The sequence below is a fragment of the Salmonella sp. 2018103 genome (genome assembly GCF_026247685.1).
Lineage (GTDB): Bacteria > Pseudomonadota > Gammaproteobacteria > Enterobacterales > Enterobacteriaceae > Salmonella > Salmonella enterica.
In genome coordinates this window covers 3852455-3871150 of record NZ_CP111029.1, presented here as the reverse complement: position 1 = coordinate 3871150, position 18696 = coordinate 3852455, and the positions used below count along the sequence as shown (strand labels likewise).

The following is an 18696-nucleotide window of genomic DNA, read 5'->3' as shown; positions in this document are numbered from 1 at the left end:
GAGGGTACCGTGTTTCTCGCACAAGAAATTATTCGTAAAAAGCGTGATGGTCATGCGTTGAGTGACGAAGAAATTCGTTTCTTTATCAATGGTATTCGTGACAATACTATCTCTGAAGGGCAGATTGCCGCCCTGGCGATGACCATCTTCTTCCACGATATGACCATGCCGGAGCGTGTTTCGCTGACCATGGCGATGCGGGATTCCGGTACTGTCCTTGACTGGAAAAGCCTGAATCTCAATGGCCCGATTGTCGATAAGCATTCGACCGGCGGCGTAGGGGACGTGACGTCTCTGATGCTGGGGCCAATGGTAGCGGCCTGCGGCGGTTATGTACCGATGATCTCCGGTCGCGGCCTCGGACATACCGGCGGTACGCTCGATAAACTGGAAGCGATCCCGGGCTTTGACATCTTCCCGGACGACAACCGTTTCCGCGAAATTATTCAAGACGTGGGTGTGGCGATTATTGGGCAAACCAGCTCGCTTGCACCGGCGGACAAACGTTTTTACGCCACCCGCGATATTACCGCGACGGTGGACTCTATTCCGCTGATCACTGGTTCCATCCTCGCCAAGAAACTGGCCGAAGGGCTGGATGCGCTGGTAATGGACGTCAAAGTCGGCAGCGGCGCGTTTATGCCAACCTATGAACTTTCTGAAGCCCTTGCTGAAGCGATTGTCGGCGTGGCAAACGGCGCGGGAGTTCGCACTACGGCGTTGTTAACCGATATGAATCAGGTGCTGGCTTCAAGCGCCGGTAACGCGGTGGAAGTGCGTGAAGCCGTGCAGTTCCTGACCGGTGAATACCGCAATCCGCGCTTGTTTGACGTCACTATGGCGCTATGTGTGGAGATGCTGATCTCCGGCCAGCTGGCGAAAGACGACGCCGAAGCGCGTGCCAAACTGCAGGCGGTGCTGGATAACGGTAAAGCGGCAGAAGTCTTTGGTCGTATGGTGGCCGCGCAGAAAGGGCCGAGCGATTTCGTTGAGAACTACGATAAATACCTGCCGACCGCCATGTTGAGCAAAGCGGTATATGCTGATACCGAAGGGTTTATCAGCGCAATGGATACGCGTGCGCTGGGGATGGCGGTCGTCTCGATGGGCGGCGGCCGTCGTCAGGCGTCTGATACCATTGATTACAGCGTTGGCTTTACCGACATGGCCCGTCTGGGCGACAGCATCGACGGGCAGCGCCCGCTGGCGGTGATTCATGCCAAAGACGAAACCAGTTGGCAGGAAGTGGCGAAGGCCGTCAAAGCGGCAATTATCCTTGACGATAAAGCGCCAGCAAGCACACCTTCGGTCTATCGTCGAATTACTGAATAGTTGTATACTGATCTGATCAATTATTTTTGAAGCACTAAGTACGGAGAAGATATGAAACGTGCATTTATTATGGTGCTGGACTCATTCGGCATCGGCGCTACTGAAGACGCGGATCGTTTTGGCGACGTAGGTTCCGACACTCTGGGCCACATCGCAGAAGCTTGCGCCAAAGGCGAAGCTGACAATGGCCGTAAGGGCCCGTTGAATCTGCCTAACCTGACTCGTCTGGGGCTGGTGAAAGCGCATGAAGGCTCTACCGGTAAAATTGCCGCTGGCATGGACGGCAACGCGGACGTTATTGGCGCATACGCATGGGCGCACGAACTGTCTTCCGGCAAAGATACGCCGTCCGGCCACTGGGAAATCGCTGGCGTGCCGGTGCTATTCGACTGGGGCTATTTCAGCGATCACGAAAACAGCTTCCCGCAGGAACTGCTGGATAAGCTGGTAAAACGCGCCAACCTGCCGGGCTATCTCGGTAACTGCCACTCTTCCGGCACCGTTATTCTGGACCAGCTCGGCGAAGAGCACATGAAAACCGGCAAGCCGATTTTCTACACCTCCGCTGACTCCGTGTTCCAGATTGCCTGCCACGAAGAGACCTTTGGCCTGGATAAACTCTACGAGCTGTGCGAAATCGCCCGTGAAGAGCTGACCGAAGGCGGCTACAACATTGGCCGCGTGATCGCGCGTCCGTTTATCGGCGACAAGGCCGGTAACTTCCAGCGTACCGGCAACCGTCACGACTTGGCCGTAGAACCGCCAGCGCCGACCGTGCTGCAGAAACTGGTCGATGAAAAACAGGGCCACGTGGTGTCCGTCGGTAAGATTGCCGACATCTACGCCAACTGCGGCATCACTAAGAAAGTGAAAGCGACCGGTCTGGACGCGCTGTTCGACGCGACCCTCAAAGAGATGAAAGAAGCGGGCGATAAAACCATCGTCTTCACCAACTTTGTTGACTTCGACTCTTCCTGGGGCCACCGTCGCGACATCGCGGGCTACGCCGCAGGTCTGGAGCTGTTTGACCGCCGTCTGCCGGAGCTGATGGAGCTGGTGGGTGAAGATGACATTCTGATCCTGACCGCTGACCACGGCTGTGACCCGAGCTGGACCGGTACTGACCATACCCGTGAGCACATTCCGGTGCTGATCTACGGTCCAAAAGTCAAACCGGGCTCTTTAGGTCACCGTGAAACCTTCGCGGATATCGGCCAGACGCTGGCGACCTACTTTGGTACATCGCCAATGGATTACGGTAAAAACATGCTGTGATACCCGTTGTCTTTCGCGCTGTAGATGCGTTGACTTCATTCGCTCACCCCGGTCACATAGTTTATCTATGCTCCCGGGGATTCACGAATTCGTCGCCTTCCTACAACGCGAAATCCTTAGGGTATTTCACTGTTTTTACAGACGTTTTGTAGGCCTGATAAGGCGTAGCCGCCATCAGGCAATAACAACAAATTTAAAGGGAACTGAAGATGGCAACTCCACATATTAATGCAGAAATGGGTGATTTCGCTGACGTCGTATTGATGCCGGGCGACCCGCTGCGCGCGAAGCACATTGCTGAGACTTTCCTCGAAGATGTTCGCGAAGTGAACAACGTTCGCGGCATGTTAGGTTTCACCGGGACTTACAAAGGCCGTAAGATCTCCGTGATGGGCCACGGTATGGGTATCCCGTCCTGCTCCATCTACACCAAAGAGCTGATCACCGATTTCGGTGTGAAGAAAATCATTCGCGTCGGCTCCTGCGGCGCTGTGCGCATGGACGTCAAACTGCGCGACGTGGTGATCGGTATGGGTGCCTGCACCGACTCCAAAGTGAACCGTATCCGTTTTAAAGATCATGACTTCGCGGCTATCGCTGACTTCGACATGGTACGTAACGCAGTTGATGCGGCAAAAGCGCTGGGCGTAGACGCGCGCGTGGGCAACCTGTTCTCCGCAGACCTGTTCTACTCTCCGGACGGCGAAATGTTCGACGTGATGGAAAAATACGGCGTACTGGGCGTAGAGATGGAAGCGGCGGGTATCTACGGCGTTGCGGCTGAGTTTGGCGCGAAAGCGCTGACTATCTGCACCGTGTCCGACCACATCCGTACCCACGAGCAGACCACGGCCGCTGAGCGTCAGACGACCTTCAACGACATGATCAAAATCGCACTGGAATCCGTACTTCTGGGCGATAAAGAGTAAGATTGTGAAGGGGGCCAGAGCAGGCCCCCTTCATCGTTTATTTCGTCAGCACTTCCCACTGTAAATTGCTTTCTAGCATGACCGTATCGGTAGAATGTGTAAATTGATTATCGTTCAAGACAGGTGTTAATGTCAGCGTGACGTTCATCATTTTCCCACTGACCTGCTGGTTATTATCCATCGCGATAATACCGTTGTTATTATGTAGCAACAGACTATCCAGGGCACTGTCATTGGGAGCAAAGCTCACTCTATCAAGGGTGCTGGCAATAGGATAACTTTTACCATCTACTATCATCTGACTAACACGTACGACGAGACCACCGTTATTTCCAAAATAAAATCGTCCCTTTTCCCCCGCAGAGGCCTGCACAAAAAGAGCAATATTCTGGCTTTTTGGGCAACTCACACTAACGTGAATCTCCTGTGAAGACATTTGATTCCAGCCTTGCTGAGAATTGACGATATCATCTTGCTTAAGCCAGCCAAAGCTGACGTTTGGCGAAGAGAACGTTATTTGGCAGTCATCGTCGGCACGGGCTGATGGAGGGAGTAGTGCGGTGAAGATACAACATATAGCAATCCTCAACCATTTGCTGTTGGATTTCATTGACAGACTCCCTTTGCCGTTTCATAAAATGCCTCTTTATCCTGGATTTTCTGCAGCGTGTAGTTGATGCGACACAGACGATTCATATTATCATCAGCGGCATATAACGCAGGATTATCCGCAACATCGGTGATAAATACGCGTCCGCTGTCGACAGCGCTGACCAAATAGTTATTTTTTTCATCTACAATGCTGGTGCCTTTAGGTAGCCATGAGCCGTCCGGACGCTTTACTGCCAGCATCACACGGCGTGTATTCAGCACGTTGAAATCCAGTACCCGAAAAGCGCTGTGCGCGACGGTAATATTCTTAATACCGTTTGCCAGTTCCATACTCTTTGGTAGCGTATTCGCATTAACCTCTACGCGGGATTTCCGCCATTCAGTTAGCCCCGGAATGACGGCCTGCCCCCAGTGGTCAGTCCAGATTCGCCCCTGTGGCGTGGCGATTTCAATGCCGCTTTCTGGTTCACTCAGGCGTGCGATAGCAAAGGTATTTTTGATGGTGTAAGGCGAGAACGTTATGCCATGTTCGTGTGCAGCGATGCCCCCGCTGAAGGTTGCGTTATAGTTGCGGTAATTATCGCCATCAGTGCCGCCGCCCACGCTGAGTTGAGTGTAATGGAGATTGCTATTGAGATTACCGTTGAAGCTATTTTGCTGGTTTTTTGCATCACGATCCGCAGAAATATAGTAATGGGTATCTTTACTCAGCGAACCATTATTTTGTAGCCCGTAGGTTGTTTTATCACCTTGATTACGCATATAAGCGCCGACGCGCTGCTCACCTAGTGGAATGCTGATGTTGATGTAAAACATATCATCATCATTACTGCCGTTATGATTCTCATCATCCTGATTAACAGCGTGCTGCCAGTTAGCGGTAATTGAGGCATATTTAAATGTTTTGCCCCAGGAAGCCATTATACTGCGAGAGTCGTTGTCATTATCCGTAGCCTGATAAGTGTAATAACCCAGAGAGAAGGTACCTAACAGATTATGGTTCCAGGCGATATTAGCACTGGAGCTGCTTTGGTATTCGTAAGCATCTTTATTGAGCGCATCCGTTAACTCTCGATATCCGTCGCTGTAGCGGGCGGTACTGACGTCAAGGCTAATTTCCCCGGGCAGCGCCATGCTGGCGCGTAGTTCACTTTTCGCACCCTGCAGAGATTCGCCAAAGGACGCTTTACTGCCCAGCATTGAGCCGGAAAACGTCCATTTGTTGGTTGGAAGCCATTGCAGCATACCTCCTGCCGCTTGATAGTCTTGTGCCAGTACGCCAGACGCCTGCGCCAGCCAGTTTTCACTCAGTTTCCAACCATCGCTGATGTTATAGATCCAGGGGAGAGAATAGTCGCTGGTGGTATCACGTACGCGCCCTATGGACATTGTCAAGCCTGCGGGCGTGAGTTCGCGTAAATTAAAGGATACTGCCGGCACCGTGAAGGTTGTCGTTGAGCCATCGGTTTCAACGACGCTGACGTTAAGGTCGGTATTGCTGCGTATGATGGGGACATTTTCAAGGGTAAATGCCCCAGCGTTCACTGGTGCGGTATAAATAATCTGTCCGGACTGACGAACTTCAACGCGAGCCTGGTGGGTTCGGGCAATACCGTTAATGGTTACGCCTTGTGTATCCTGTGCTAGCCCTTGTTCAGGGATAAGCTGTACGCCGTTGATCGGCGCGCCACTGAATAGACTGGAGTTGACGTTGATCTGCCCAACTTGCGCGCGCATTTTTTGTGCCTGAAATACGTGCTCCGCATAGGTATATAGACTATCGGTACGGTATTCTCCATCATTATTCGTCAGCATGTAGCGGCTGCGCAGCGTCCATTCCGCGAAGTTTAAGCCAGCTTCAAGGTTTGCCTGGGCATAGTTTCGGCTATCGCTACCGGATGACTCGCTGCGACTGGCGTACAGGTTATAGTTAAATAACCCGGCGGTGCCGCCTTTAATCACGTTGTTTAGCGATAGTAAGTTATTATCCAGAGCCTGCGCCGGAACAAAAAGCTCCAGCGATTCACTGTTTGGCAGTGGGGTAATAATCGCTGAGGGATAATCTTCTTGTAGGCTATGGCATGTTTCTTTGGCGCTGATATTAAGCGGTACTAGCCCGCTGGCGCTGAGGAAATCGTCATCCACGCAAAGCTGGCCTTCTGAGTCGAAACGCGCGACCAACGACCCTCTATTTACGCCATTGATCTTTACCATGACGGTGTGGCTGCCTGGTAGAAAACGCGGCGCACGGGAAAAATATTGTGCCACGTTGGGGCTAATGCCTCTGGAGGTGAGAATACCCATGTCAAAATTCAGCTCCTCCGCCAGAGCCGAAAACGTCGTGGTCGCTAGTGAGCAATAAAGCGCAGTTTTGATGTATAGCGGCAGTTTTAAATACTTCACGTGCTAGCTCTCATCACGGCACCAGCGGTGAGGTAAAGCTGGGGACTTCAATACCGTAACGGCTGGCAGGGTAAAAACGTACGGATGTATCAGCAGCAAGGGGCGTTTTTATACTGACGTTCAATGTTTCGCCGGGCAGAATATAGGTTTTTTTAATCGTGCCTTCGCCCCCGGAAGGTAAGAAGGTAATATTTTGGGCTAAACGTACAACGTAGGGAGACGGATTTTTGACGTTGATTGTTTGTCCGTTTCTGGACCAGGTTAATAATTTCCATGCATCAGTAACGACCGGTAGATTTTTAGGACGAATTAATACCGGCAAATCCTGGCGTAGATTAAAACCTATTTTCATTCCCTTATTGGTAGATTTCGGAGGAATACCTTCAAACGTGACGCGCTTATAGTGCTCGACGGTGAGCGGTTCCGTGCTTTCCATAATAAAGCGTAGTTGCTGCTGCTGGCCTGCTTCAACGCGAACAACCGGTTGAGTGACATCCAGCTTCACACCATTGTCGTCAGGTAAATCAACGACGGTGGTATATAACAAAGCCGGATTGCTGTCGGTGTTTTTAACATTCATTACGCCGCTGTGTGTGGATTCTTCAATCACCAGTAGCGTAGTTTCCGGTACCATGCCGGCAGCGTTAGCCTGTGAAAAGAGTGCTGAAAAAATAAAGGGGACGCTGAGTAATAATAATGGAAGTTTAGTCACTGCTGGCATCAGAATTAGTCCTTTAATTTTAATCTGTCTCCCCATAATAAGGGAGACAGATCAATAACCTTTTTATACGGTCTGGATCAGAGATATTTAAGCGTGATGGTTGCCTGACCATCCAGATCAGTATCATCAGTAATGGCCAGCGTTGCAGTATCCTGAATAGCCAGTGAGGTTTTCAGCGGGAAAATGGCAAGGGTATACGGAACAGGTTCGGTAGTACCTTTTGTAGCAACGGTAAACATTTCCATATTGCCGTTTTTGATAATCCCGGTGGTGGACTTCTGCCAGACTGGGCTATCAACGGTTCCTGAGATAGCGTCAGATTTTACACCGTCAGCGGTAACGTTCGCGGTATCGGTATAAATAGAGAACGCGCCGATTTTTACACCTTCGGTTGTTTTGCCAACGCCGTAGGACATTGTGGTATCAGACACCGTGCCATTAGTCATATCGCCATTGGCTATGGAGATAACGGATGCGCCTGGGTGGGTGTCCGCACGGTCATCGGTAATAGTCCAGGCTGCTTTGGTTGCAGACGGACAAGAGATACTCAGAGAGACATCTTTAGTGCCCAGTTGGTTTACATCGGTTGCGGAAAGTGTGGCGAGGCGGATAGTACCGTAATCAACCACGCCGCCGCCGCTGAGTTCTGGGGTGCAACCGCCAACAACCAGTTGACCGGTGACTTTTAATACGGCGGTGGTGTCAGCATTCACGCTGGTTGTAGCAAAGGCTGCTGCAATTGCAGTAATAAGCAAAATTTTTTTCATTATAGTTCCATTAAAGAGGTGTTGAATATTCCATGTGAATGCTGGAGTTACAGATATACGAGTGTAAAGGTCGCCTGACCATCAAGCGTGGTGTTATCGGTAATAGCCAGTGTGTCCGTTCCCTGTATAGCGGCAGCTACGCGTATAGGAAATGTTGCGGTGGTAAAAGAGACGGGGCCATTTTCATCGCCGACACTATATGTAGTGATAAATGGAAATGTATTTGTAAGCGCAACGAATTCGTTTCCTGAGATAGCCCAGGTATCTGGAATATTACTACTTGACGCCACCATCTTCGTCTGAGTTCCATCGGCGGTCGTATTATTCAAGTCCGTAGAGAGGCCGAATGAACCAATGTTGATACCACCTGCTGTTTTACCCAGACCTAGCTGATAGTTTGGTATTCTATTGTCCTGATGTTTAAATGTTGCGTCAACGATAGTCAATGATGTTACCGAATCGGGATGGTTATCGGTAACGGTCCAGCCAACTTTTGACGGTGCAAGACACTGAATGGTGAGTGTCACATCTTTGTATCCCAGTTGATTCGTCTCAGTTGGCAGCAGATCGCTAACGGCCTTAGTACCGAAATCTACAACTCCACCACCACTTAACTCTGGTATACATGCGCCGTTGGTCAAAACGCCAGTCAGTTTTAACACAGCAGTGGATTCAACCGCTTGCGCTGAAGCTGATAATCCTATTACGACAGAGGTCGCTATTAATAATTTTTTCATCAGTAATCCCTAACGATTAAGTATATTTCCAAAGAACATGTAATGCGCGCCGGGATTCTATGAAGAGAATGATAGGTTGTAAATTTAATAAAATTAAATCTTGCTTAAGAAAAACTTTAATCATCATTGGTGATGATAAATGGTTTATAATTCGCTGGGTTTATGAAGTGCGGGAAAAATATTAATTTTAAGATTATAGTAGTTAGTGAGTGTTTTTTAACTATTTGTGCTATTTGCTCATTTTTCAGAATATGTTGTTATTTTTTAAATAATATCAGAGACACATTCATCTCTCTGATATTATTCATTTAGCGCACTGCTCCGGCAATCCACGCCGATAATTCCCGCAGTTCTTTTTCCTGCTCCGGGAAATCAACCAGTAGCGCTTCGCACGTTTCCTGTAGTTTATCCGCGCGGTATAAACACCCTTGCAGCCGCTCGGCCAGCGCTTCCAGCGGTGCCGGGTTCAGGCTATCGGTAAACACCTGCGCACGGGTGATATGACCTTTCTCGACGTCAAAATGCAGCTCGACGCCGCCCCAGGTGAAACGTTCGTCCAGCAGATGGCTGAACGCCGGTGCCTGGCCGAAATTCCACTCCCAACTGCTCTGGCGCGCAAAGGTTTCGGCAAAATTCGGCAGATCCGGCGTTTTATCCGGTGATATCACTTCCGCGTCGACGCGTTCGCCGTAATGGGCGAAAAAGGCTTCCGTGACCGCCTGGCAGACCTGTTCATGGGTGATACCCGGTATTAGCTCGGTAAGATTGGTCACGCGGGAGCGAACGGAGGTAATCCCTTTCGCCGCAAGTTTCTTTTTATCGGGATTCAGATAGTTCGCCAGACGGCTGAGGTCGGCGTTCAACAGCAGTGTACCGTGATGGAAGCCGCGATCTTTGGTTTCGCGATAGGCTGAACCGGAGACTTTGCGATCGCCGTCCGGCGTTTTTACGACCAGATCGTTGCGTCCCGAAGCATCGGCCATGACCCCCAGCGAATTCAGCGCCGCGAGCACAATATGGGTGGAGATGGTTTTATCGTATTCCGGTTTACCGGCCATAAAGGTAAAGCAGGTATTACCGAGGTCATGGAATACCGCGCCGCCGCCGCTGCTACGGCGGGCCAGACGGACATTATCTTCTTCCATACGCCGCGTATTACACTCTTTCCACGGGTTTTGCGCGCGTCCAATGACCACCGTATCCGCGTTGCGCCACAGGAACAGCACGCGCTGGGTGGCGGGCATCTGGCGGAAAATGCACTCCTCGACCGCCAGGTTAAACCAGGGATCGTAAGAGTCAGAAATAAGCAGGCGTAATGTTGTCATGGTGGTTTTCCTTACCTTTATTAAGCCGTCATTTTACTCTTTTTCCTCACGCTCTTCCTCTTCCGGAACAGGCTTGCTGGCCGTTAACAGGAAGGGCGACTGCTGCCAGCGGGTGCGTTTACCTTGTAGCAAGGTGCGCGTCAGCACCACGCCTATCGCCAGCGAGAGTAGCAGCATCAGGCGTAGAATGTTGGTGGTGTTATCGACCTGCTTTGCTTCGGTGGCCAGCGTGTGGGTATCCAGCGTCAGACGCAGGTAGCCCAATGGGCCGTTTTTGCCCTGGATAGGCTCGACAATTTGTTGGTTAAAATAGCTGCCCGCTTTTTTGCCATCCAGCGCCAGCCTGTCGCGCACGTTGACGCTTTCGCCAGCGCGAGTAATAAGATCGCCCTGTTCATCATAGACGCCGGCATCCAGAATACGGCTCTCTTGCGTGAGCTGACGCAGCACGGCGTTGATGCGATTTTCATCCGGTGTTTCGCTGCGCATCAGCGGGGCGATGTTGAGCGTCACCTGGCGCGCCAGCGTGCGGGCCAGCTCTTCCAGCTGCGGGTTGCGCTGTCGCTGGTGGTTTTGACTAAACCAGGACGCGCCCTGCATGAGCGCGACGAGCAGTGTGAGACAGAACAATACAATGACTGCACGATGCAGCCGAAATTTCAGTTTTGCGCGAGCCATATTCCACCTGCTGAAAATTTGAGGCTTAATGTTGCCAGAAGCGATGGTTACAAGGTAGCCTCATGCGTTATTTTCCGCGGGGCGGTTACCGGCCTGAACGATTTACAGGAGCTTTAATGCCTAACATTACCTGGTGCGATCTGCCTGAAGATGTCTCTTTATGGCCTGGTTTGCCTCTTTCTTTAAGCGGCGACGAGGTGATGCCTCTGGATTACCATGCAGGCCGCAGCGGTTGGCTGCTGTATGGGCGCGGGCTGGATAAGCAGCGTTTAACTCAATATCAGACCAAACTGGGCGCCGCAATGGTGATTGTCGCCGCCTGGTGCGTGGAGGATTATCAGGTCATTCGTCTGGCGGGGTCGCTGACGCCGCGTGCGACGCGGCTGGCGCATGAGGCGCAGCTGGATGTCGCGCCGCTGGGTAAAATTCCGCATCTGCGCACGCCGGGGCTGCTGGTGATGGATATGGATTCCACGGCGATCCAGATTGAGTGTATCGATGAAATCGCGAAGCTGGCCGGTACCGGTGAGAAGGTGGCTGAAGTGACGGAGCGCGCGATGCGCGGCGAGCTTGATTTTACCGCCAGCCTGCGTAGCCGCGTGGCGACGCTGAAAGGCGCGGATGCCGATATTTTGCGCCAGGTGCGCGGGAATCTGCCGCTAATGCCAGGATTAACGCAGTTGGTGCTAAAACTGGAAGCGCTTGGCTGGAAAATCGCTATCGCCTCCGGCGGCTTCACTTTCTTCGCCGACTATCTGCGTGACCAGCTACGTCTGACGGCGGCGGTCGCCAATGAGCTGGAGATCATGGACGGTAAATTTACCGGTCACGTTATCGGCGATATTGTGGATGCTGAGTATAAAGCCAATACCTTGCTTCGTCTGGCGCAAGAGCATGATATCCCGCTGGCGCAGACGGTGGCGATTGGCGATGGTGCTAACGATCTGCCAATGATCAAAGCGGCAGGGTTAGGTATTGCCTTCCATGCCAAGCCAAAAGTAAACGAAAAGACGGAGATTACGATCCGCCACGCTGACCTGATGGGCGTGTTTTGCATTCTCTCCGGCAGCATGAACCAGAAATGATTAACCTGCCCAATGGCAAGGCGACCGTAGGCCGGATAAGCGCCAGCGCCATCCGGCAACAGCGTTAACGAAAGAGGTAAAACGTGGCAAAAGCTCCAAAACGCGCCTTTGTTTGTAATGAATGCGGGGCCGATTACCCGCGCTGGCAGGGGCAATGCAGCGCCTGCCATGCCTGGAACACCATTACCGAGGTGCGCCTTGCCGCGTCGCCGACGGTGGCGCGTAACGAACGTCTGAGCGGATACGCCGGCAGTGCGGGCGTATCAAAAGTGCAGAAACTGTCTGACATCAGTCTTGAGGAACTGCCGCGCTTTTCTACCGGTTTTAAAGAGTTTGACCGCGTGCTGGGCGGCGGGGTGGTACCCGGCAGCGCCATTTTGATTGGCGGTAATCCCGGCGCGGGCAAATCAACGTTGCTGCTGCAAACGCTGTGCAAGCTCGCCGAGCAGATGAAAACACTGTACGTCACCGGCGAAGAGTCGCTACAGCAGGTGGCGATGCGCGCGCACCGTCTCGGCCTGCCGACCGCGAATCTGAATATGCTCTCCGAAACCAGCATCGAGCAGATCTGCCTGATTGCCGAAGAAGAACAGCCGAAGCTAATGGTGATCGACTCTATACAGGTGATGCATATGGCGGACATCCAGTCGTCGCCAGGCAGCGTCGCCCAGGTGCGCGAAACGGCAGCCTACCTGACGCGCTTCGCCAAAACGCGCGGCGTGGCGATCGTGATGGTCGGCCACGTCACCAAAGACGGGTCGCTGGCGGGGCCGAAAGTGCTGGAACACTGTATCGATTGCTCAGTATTGCTCGACGGCGACGCCGATTCTCGTTTTCGCACGCTGCGCAGCCACAAAAACCGCTTTGGCGCAGTCAATGAGCTGGGCGTCTTCGCCATGACCGAACAGGGGTTGCGCGAAGTGAGCAATCCGTCCGCCATCTTTTTAAGCCGCGGCGATGAGGTCACTTCCGGCAGTTCAGTGATGGTCGTCTGGGAAGGCACGCGACCGTTGCTGGTGGAGATTCAGGCGCTGGTCGATCACTCGATGATGGCGAACCCCAGACGCGTGGCGGTCGGTCTGGAACAAAACCGTCTGGCAATCCTGCTGGCGGTGCTGCACCGACACGGCGGTCTGCAAATGTCGGATCAGGACGTCTTCGTCAACGTGGTCGGCGGCGTGAAAGTCACCGAAACCAGCGCGGATCTGGCTTTACTGCTGGCGATGGTCTCCAGCCTGCGTGACAGGCCGTTGCCGCAGGATCTGGTGGTGTTTGGCGAAGTGGGGCTGGCAGGCGAGATTCGTCCGGTGCCGAGCGGGCAGGAGCGTATTTCCGAGGCGGCGAAACACGGTTTTCGTCGGGCGATTGTGCCTGCCGCCAACGTACCGAAAAAGCCGCCGGAAGGAATGCAGGTGTTCGGTGTTAAAAAGCTCGCAGATGCGTTAAGCGTGTTTGACGACTTATAATTCGCTGTATGCAGTGATGTTGTATAATTTGCCGGATGGCGACGCAATGCGTCTTATCCGGCCTACGGATTGGTACGGATTGATGTTGTAGGCCTGATAAGCGAAGCGCCATCAGGCAGTGTTATGCGATTTTTCCAGCAGGAGGCTCTTGTGTCATCGTTCGACTATCTCAAAACCGCGATTAAGCAGCAAGGTTGCACTCTGCAACAGGTGGCTGACGCCAGCGGTATGACCAAGGGGTATCTGAGTCAGTTACTTAACGCCAAAATCAAAAGCCCCAGCGCGCAAAAACTGGAGGCGCTACACCGTTTTCTCGGGCTGGAGTTTCCCCGCCGGCAGAAAAACATTGGCGTGGTGTTCGGTAAATTTTATCCATTGCATACCGGACACATCTACTTGATCCAGCGCGCCTGTAGCCAGGTGGATGAGTTGCACATCATTATGGGTTATGACGATACGCGCGACCGTGGGCTGTTTGAGGATAGCGCCATGTCGCAGCAGCCCACCGTGTCGGATCGCCTGCGCTGGTTATTGCAAACCTTCAAATACCAAAAAAATATTCGCATCCACGCCTTTAATGAAGAGGGGATGGAGCCTTATCCGCATGGCTGGGACGTCTGGAGCAACGGCATTAAAGCGTTTATGGCAGAGAAGGGAATACAGCCGAGCTGGATCTACACTTCCGAAGAGGCTGATGCGCCGCAGTACCTGGAGCATTTAGGGATTGAGACGGTACTGGTCGATCCTGAACGTACGTTTATGAATATCAGCGGGGCGCAAATCCGCGAAAATCCGTTTCGTTACTGGGAATATATTCCTACCGAAGTGAAGCCGTTTTTCGTGCGTACCGTCGCGATTCTGGGCGGGGAATCAAGCGGCAAGTCTACGCTGGTCAATAAGCTCGCCAATATTTTTAATACCACCAGCGCCTGGGAATATGGCCGCGACTATGTCTTTTCGCATCTGGGCGGCGATGAGATGGCGTTACAGTATTCCGACTACGATAAAATCGCGCTGGGTCATGCACAATATATTGATTTTGCAGTGAAATATGCGAATAAAGTGGCGTTTATCGATACCGATTTCGTCACCACTCAGGCATTTTGCAAAAAATACGAAGGGCGCGAGCATCCCTTTGTCCAGGCGCTGATCGACGAGTATCGCTTCGACCTGGTGATTTTGCTGGAGAATAATACGCCGTGGGTAGCTGACGGACTGCGAAGCCTGGGCAGTTCAGTGGATCGCAAAGCGTTCCAGAACCTGCTGGTCGAGATGCTGAAAGAGAACAACATTGAGTTCGTTCACGTTAAAGAGGCTGATTACGATGGCCGCTTTTTGCGCTGTGTGGAACTGGTGAAAGAGATGATGGGCGAGCAGGGATAAGAACCAATGCCTGATGCGACGCTTACCGCGTCTTATCAGGCCTACAGTTTCACAACGTACTGGAATCGCTGGGTTTGTAGGCCGGGTAAGCGCAAGCGCCACCCGGCATTCAGACGTTTACTTGGCAATACGCTTGTACTTGATACGCTTCGGCTCCAGCGCCTCGGCGCCCAGCGTGCGTTTCTTGTACTCTTCGTATTCGGTAAAGTTACCTTCGAAGAATTCCACCTTACCTTCATCCTGATAATCCAGAATGTGGGTGGCGATACGGTCAAGGAACCAACGGTCGTGCGAGATAACCATCGCGCAGCCAGGGAACTCCAGCAGGGCGTTTTCCAGCGCGCGCAGGGTTTCGATATCCAGGTCGTTCGTCGGTTCGTCGAGCAGCAGGACGTTGCCGCCCACCTGCAGCAGCTTCGCCAGATGCAAACGACCGCGCTCACCGCCGGACAGTTCGCCAACGCGTTTGCCCTGATCGACGCCTTTGAAGTTGAAGCGGCCTACATAGGCGCGGCTTGGCATTTCGGTATTGCCGATCTTCATGATATCCAGCCCGCCGGACACTTCTTCCCAGACGGTTTTGCTGTTGTCCATCGCGTCGCGGAACTGATCGACCGAGGCCAGCTTGACGGTTTCACCCAGCGTAATGGTGCCGCTATCAGGCTGCTCCTGACCGGACATCATGCGGAACAGGGTCGATTTACCCGCGCCGTTTGGCCCGATGATCCCGACGATAGCGCCTTTCGGTACCGAGAAGCTCAGGTCGTCGATCAGTACGCGGTCGCCGTAGGATTTACGCAGGTTGCTGACTTCAATGACTTTGTCGCCCAGACGCGGTCCTGGTGGAATAAACAGTTCGTTGGTTTCGTTACGTTTCTGATACTCAACGCTGTTCAGTTCTTCAAAGCGAGCCAGACGCGCCTTACCTTTCGACTGACGGCCTTTCGCGCCCTGACGCACCCACTCCAGCTCTTTCTCAATGGATTTACGGCGCGCCGCTTCGGCAGACGCTTCCTGCGCCAGACGCTGATCTTTCTGCTCCAGCCAGGAGGAGTAGTTGCCTTCCCACGGAATACCTTCGCCGCGGTCAAGTTCCAGAATCCAGCCGGCGACGTTATCGAGGAAGTAACGGTCGTGGGTAATCGCCACGACGGTGCCTTCGAAGTCGTGCAGGAAACGTTCCAGCCACGCAACAGATTCGGCATCCAGGTGGTTGGTGGGTTCGTCGAGCAGCAGCATATCCGGCTTTTCCAGCAACAGACGGCACAGCGCCACGCGACGGCGCTCGCCGCCGGACAGTTTTTCGACTTTGGCATCCCAGTCCGGCAGACGCAGGGCGTCAGCTGCGCGCTCAAGTTGCACGTTCAGGTTATGACCGTCGTGCGCCTGGATAATCTCTTCAAGCCGGCCTTGCTCTGCGGCCAGCTTGTCGAAGTCGGCATCCGGATCGGCATACAGCGCGTACACTTCATCCAGACGTTTGAGGGCGTTAACCACTTCCGAAACGGCCTCTTCAATCGACTCGCGTACCGTGTGTTCCGGGTTTAGCTGAGGTTCCTGCGGCAGGTAGCCAATCTTAATGCCGGGCTGCGGGCGCGCTTCGCCCTCGATATCTTTATCGAGACCCGCCATGATGCGCAGCAGGGTAGACTTACCGGCGCCGTTAAGGCCCAGCACGCCGATTTTGGCGCCAGGGAAGAAGCTCAGCGAGATGTTTTTCAGAATATGACGTTTCGGCGGAACCACTTTGCCGACACGATGCATGGTATAAACGAATTGAGCCACGTTGGACTTCGCCTCTATGTTTATCGTGATGGTGAATAGATTTCAAAGGCGAAGTGTAGCCTTTTTCCCTGCCTAAGCCCAGCCAGCAGATCGCACTCGCAATAAAAGTAAAAAAGTGTCCGTAACGTGGCGCAAATGGCTATGACTGGTTAGCATAAATTCATTACGCGGCATGATGCTGCATTGGATAACAATTGAGGAAGTGCTTGTGGATAGAGCCAAACCGTTTGTCTGGCGTCTCGTCGCCGCCAGCGTATGCCTGCTGACCTTTTGTCACCTCGCGCGGGCCGACTCACTGGAAGAGCAGCGTAACCGCTATGCGCAGATTAAGCAGGCCTGGGACAACCGCCAGATGGATGTGGTAGAGCAGATGATGCCGGGTCTGAAAGATTATCCGCTCTACCCGTATCTGGAATACCGTAAGATCACCGACGATTTGATGAACCAACCGGCGATTGCTGTCACGCAGTTTGTGCGCGCCAATCCTACGCTTCCGCCTGCGCGTACGCTGCAATCACGCTTCGTCAATGAGCTGGCGCGTCGTGAAGACTGGCGCGGCTTGCTGGCGTTTAGCCCGGAGAAACCCGGCACCACGGAAGCGCAATGTAACTATTACTACGCGAAATGGAGTACCGGGCAAACGGAAGCGGCCTGGCAGGGCGCGAAAGAGCTTTGGCTGACCGGCAAAAGTCAGCCGAATGCCTGCGATAAACTGTTCAGCGTCTGGCGGGCCTCCGGCAAGCAAGACCCGCTGGCGTACCTGGAACGTATTCGGCTGGCGATGAAAGCCGGGAATACGGGTTTGGTTACGGTGCTGGCCGGACAGATGCCGGCGGAATATCAAACGATCGCCTCAGCGATCATTACCCTCGCTAATGACCCTAATAACGTGTTGACCTTCGCACGCACCACCGGCGCCACCGATTTTACCCGCCAGATGGCGGAAGTCGCGTTTGCCAGCGTCGCCCGCCAGGACGCGGAAAATGCGCGTCTGATGATCCCCTCGCTGGTACAGGCGCAGAAACTTAATGAGGAACAAACGCAGGCGCTGCGCGATATCGTTGCCTGGCGACTGATGGGCAACGATGTGACCGATGCGCAGGCGAAATGGCGCGATGACGCGATTATGCGCTCGCAATCGACGTCGCTTATCGAGCGGCGCGTGCGTATGGCGCTGGGGATGGGCGATCGTCGCGGTCTCAATACCTGGCTTGCCCGCCTGCCGATGGAGGCGAAAGAGAAAGACGAGTGGCGTTACTGGCAGGCGGATTTATTGCTGGAGCGCGGTCGTGACGCCGAAGCGAAAGAGATCCTTCATGCTTTAATGCAGAAGCGCGGTTTTTATCCGATGGTCGCGGCGCAGCGTTTAGGCGAAGAGTACACGCTTAAAATCGATAAAGCGCCCGCCAACGTAAACAGCGCGTTGACGCAGGGGCCGGAGATGGCGCGTGTACGGGAGCTGATGTACTGGAACCTGGATAACACGGCGCGCAGCGAATGGGCGAATCTGGTAAAAAGCCGTAGTAAATCTGAACAGGCGCAGCTGGCGCGCTATGCGTTTAACCAGCACTGGTGGGATCTGAGCGTACAGGCGACGATCGCCGGAAAACTGTGGGATCATCTGGAGGAGCGTTTCCCGCTGGCGTATAACGATCTTTTTACCCGCTATACCCGCGGAAAAGATATCTCACAAAGCTATGCCATGGCGATTGCCCGCCAGGAGAGCGCCTGGAACCCGAAAGTAAAATCGCCGGTAGGGGCCAGCGGCTTAATGCAGATTATGCCGGGCACGGCCACCCATACGGTGAAAATGTTTTCGATTCCGGACTACCGCGGCCCCGGCCAACTGCTGGAGCCGGAGACCAACATCAACATTGGCACCAGCTATTTGCAGTATGTTTATCAGCAGTTTGGCAATAACCGCATTTTCGCCTCGGCGGCGTATAACGCCGGGCCGGGGCGCGTGCGCACCTGGCTTGGCAATAGCGCCGGGCGTATCGATGCCGTAGCGTTTGTCGAAAGCATTCCCTTTTCGGAAACGCGCGGCTACGTGAAAAACGTTCTGGCCTATGACGCTTACTATCGCCACTTTATGGGGCAGAAAGAGGCCTTAATGAGCGACTCTGAGTGGCAGCGACGGTATTAATGCAGACGGGTTATGTTATCATTTGTACTCGTGTAACAGTACAAACGGCGGT

15 protein-coding genes are annotated in these 18696 nt (G+C 53.2%); 7 read left to right on the top strand and 8 right to left on the bottom strand.

Annotated features, from left to right (window positions below; genetic code table 11):
* The first annotated feature begins 9 nt into the window (after window positions 1-9).
* The 3 genes from deoA to deoD all read left to right on the top strand — a co-directional run bounded on the left by deoA (window position 10) and on the right by deoD (window position 3536).
* The gene (gene deoA / locus OLG56_RS18690) at window positions 10-1332 is read left to right on the top strand and encodes a thymidine phosphorylase (RefSeq protein ID WP_079980919.1); all 1323 of its coding nucleotides are present in this window, start codon (window positions 10-12) and stop codon (window positions 1330-1332) included.
* 51 nt (window positions 1333-1383) lie between these two features.
* Complete coding sequence (deoB, locus tag OLG56_RS18685) at window positions 1384-2607, top strand: phosphopentomutase (RefSeq protein WP_000816454.1); 1224 nt, start codon at window positions 1384-1386, stop codon at window positions 2605-2607.
* A gap of 209 nt (window positions 2608-2816) precedes the next feature.
* A complete protein-coding gene (gene deoD, locus OLG56_RS18680) occupies window positions 2817-3536 on the top strand; it encodes a purine-nucleoside phosphorylase (protein ID WP_000224864.1) in 720 nt (239 codons plus the stop codon).
* Window positions 3537-3573: 37 nt separating this feature from the next.
* On the opposite strand, the gene OLG56_RS18675 is transcribed toward deoD, so the two are convergent.
* The 7 genes from OLG56_RS18675 to OLG56_RS18645 all read right to left on the bottom strand — a co-directional run bounded on the left by OLG56_RS18675 (window position 3574) and on the right by OLG56_RS18645 (window position 10779).
* A complete protein-coding gene (locus OLG56_RS18675) occupies window positions 3574-4146 on the bottom strand; it encodes a DUF1120 domain-containing protein (protein WP_000841610.1) in 573 nt (190 codons plus the stop codon).
* Window positions 4143-6551, bottom strand: coding sequence for a StjB fimbria biogenesis outer membrane usher protein StjB (stjB, locus tag OLG56_RS18670; RefSeq protein WP_015406150.1), 2409 nt, complete (start codon window positions 6549-6551; stop codon window positions 4143-4145). Before stjB ends, OLG56_RS18675 begins: the two co-directional genes overlap by 4 nt.
* Before the next feature lie 13 nt (window positions 6552-6564).
* Entirely contained in the window at window positions 6565-7272 is a 708-nt protein-coding gene (gene stjC / locus OLG56_RS18665) for a fimbrial biogenesis chaperone StjC (protein ID WP_015406149.1), read from the bottom strand.
* A gap of 77 nt (window positions 7273-7349) precedes the next feature.
* A complete protein-coding gene (locus OLG56_RS18660; RefSeq protein ID WP_000722273.1) occupies window positions 7350-8039 on the bottom strand; it encodes a DUF1120 domain-containing protein in 690 nt (229 codons plus the stop codon).
* A gap of 47 nt (window positions 8040-8086) precedes the next feature.
* Window positions 8087-8776: a DUF1120 domain-containing protein gene (locus OLG56_RS18655; protein ID WP_001527213.1), complete on the bottom strand. Its 690-nt coding sequence runs from the start codon at window positions 8774-8776 to the stop codon at window positions 8087-8089.
* A gap of 308 nt (window positions 8777-9084) precedes the next feature.
* Window positions 9085-10101 (bottom strand): lipoate--protein ligase, encoded by a 1017-nt coding sequence (lplA, locus tag OLG56_RS18650; protein ID WP_061377133.1) that lies wholly within the window; start codon window positions 10099-10101, stop codon window positions 9085-9087.
* A 33-nt stretch (window positions 10102-10134) separates the two neighbouring features.
* Window positions 10135-10779, bottom strand: coding sequence for a YtjB family periplasmic protein (locus tag OLG56_RS18645; RefSeq protein ID WP_000090067.1), 645 nt, complete (start codon window positions 10777-10779; stop codon window positions 10135-10137).
* A gap of 116 nt (window positions 10780-10895) precedes the next feature.
* On the opposite strand from OLG56_RS18645, the gene serB reads away from it, so the two are divergent.
* From serB to nadR, 3 genes are all read left to right on the top strand, one after another.
* On the top strand, window positions 10896-11864 hold the full coding sequence (serB, locus tag OLG56_RS18640) for a phosphoserine phosphatase (RefSeq protein WP_001132983.1): 969 nt from the start codon (window positions 10896-10898) through the stop codon (window positions 11862-11864).
* An 83-nt stretch (window positions 11865-11947) separates the two neighbouring features.
* Window positions 11948-13330 (top strand): DNA repair protein RadA, encoded by a 1383-nt coding sequence (radA, locus tag OLG56_RS18635; protein ID WP_001029710.1) that lies wholly within the window; start codon window positions 11948-11950, stop codon window positions 13328-13330.
* Window positions 13331-13480: 150 nt separating this feature from the next.
* Entirely contained in the window at window positions 13481-14713 is a 1233-nt protein-coding gene (gene nadR / locus OLG56_RS18630) for a multifunctional transcriptional regulator/nicotinamide-nucleotide adenylyltransferase/ribosylnicotinamide kinase NadR (RefSeq protein WP_000093829.1), read from the top strand.
* Window positions 14714-14830: 117 nt separating this feature from the next.
* On the opposite strand, the gene ettA is transcribed toward nadR, so the two are convergent.
* The gene (gene ettA / locus OLG56_RS18625; protein WP_000046770.1) at window positions 14831-16498 is read right to left on the bottom strand and encodes an energy-dependent translational throttle protein EttA; all 1668 of its coding nucleotides are present in this window, start codon (window positions 16496-16498) and stop codon (window positions 14831-14833) included.
* A 208-nt stretch (window positions 16499-16706) separates the two neighbouring features.
* On the opposite strand from ettA, the gene sltY reads away from it, so the two are divergent.
* Window positions 16707-18644 carry a murein transglycosylase gene (gene sltY, locus OLG56_RS18620; RefSeq protein WP_001647430.1) on the top strand — a complete coding sequence of 646 codons (1938 nt, stop codon included), beginning with the start codon at window positions 16707-16709 and terminating at the stop codon, window positions 18642-18644.
* Window positions 18645-18696: the final 52 nt, after the last annotated feature.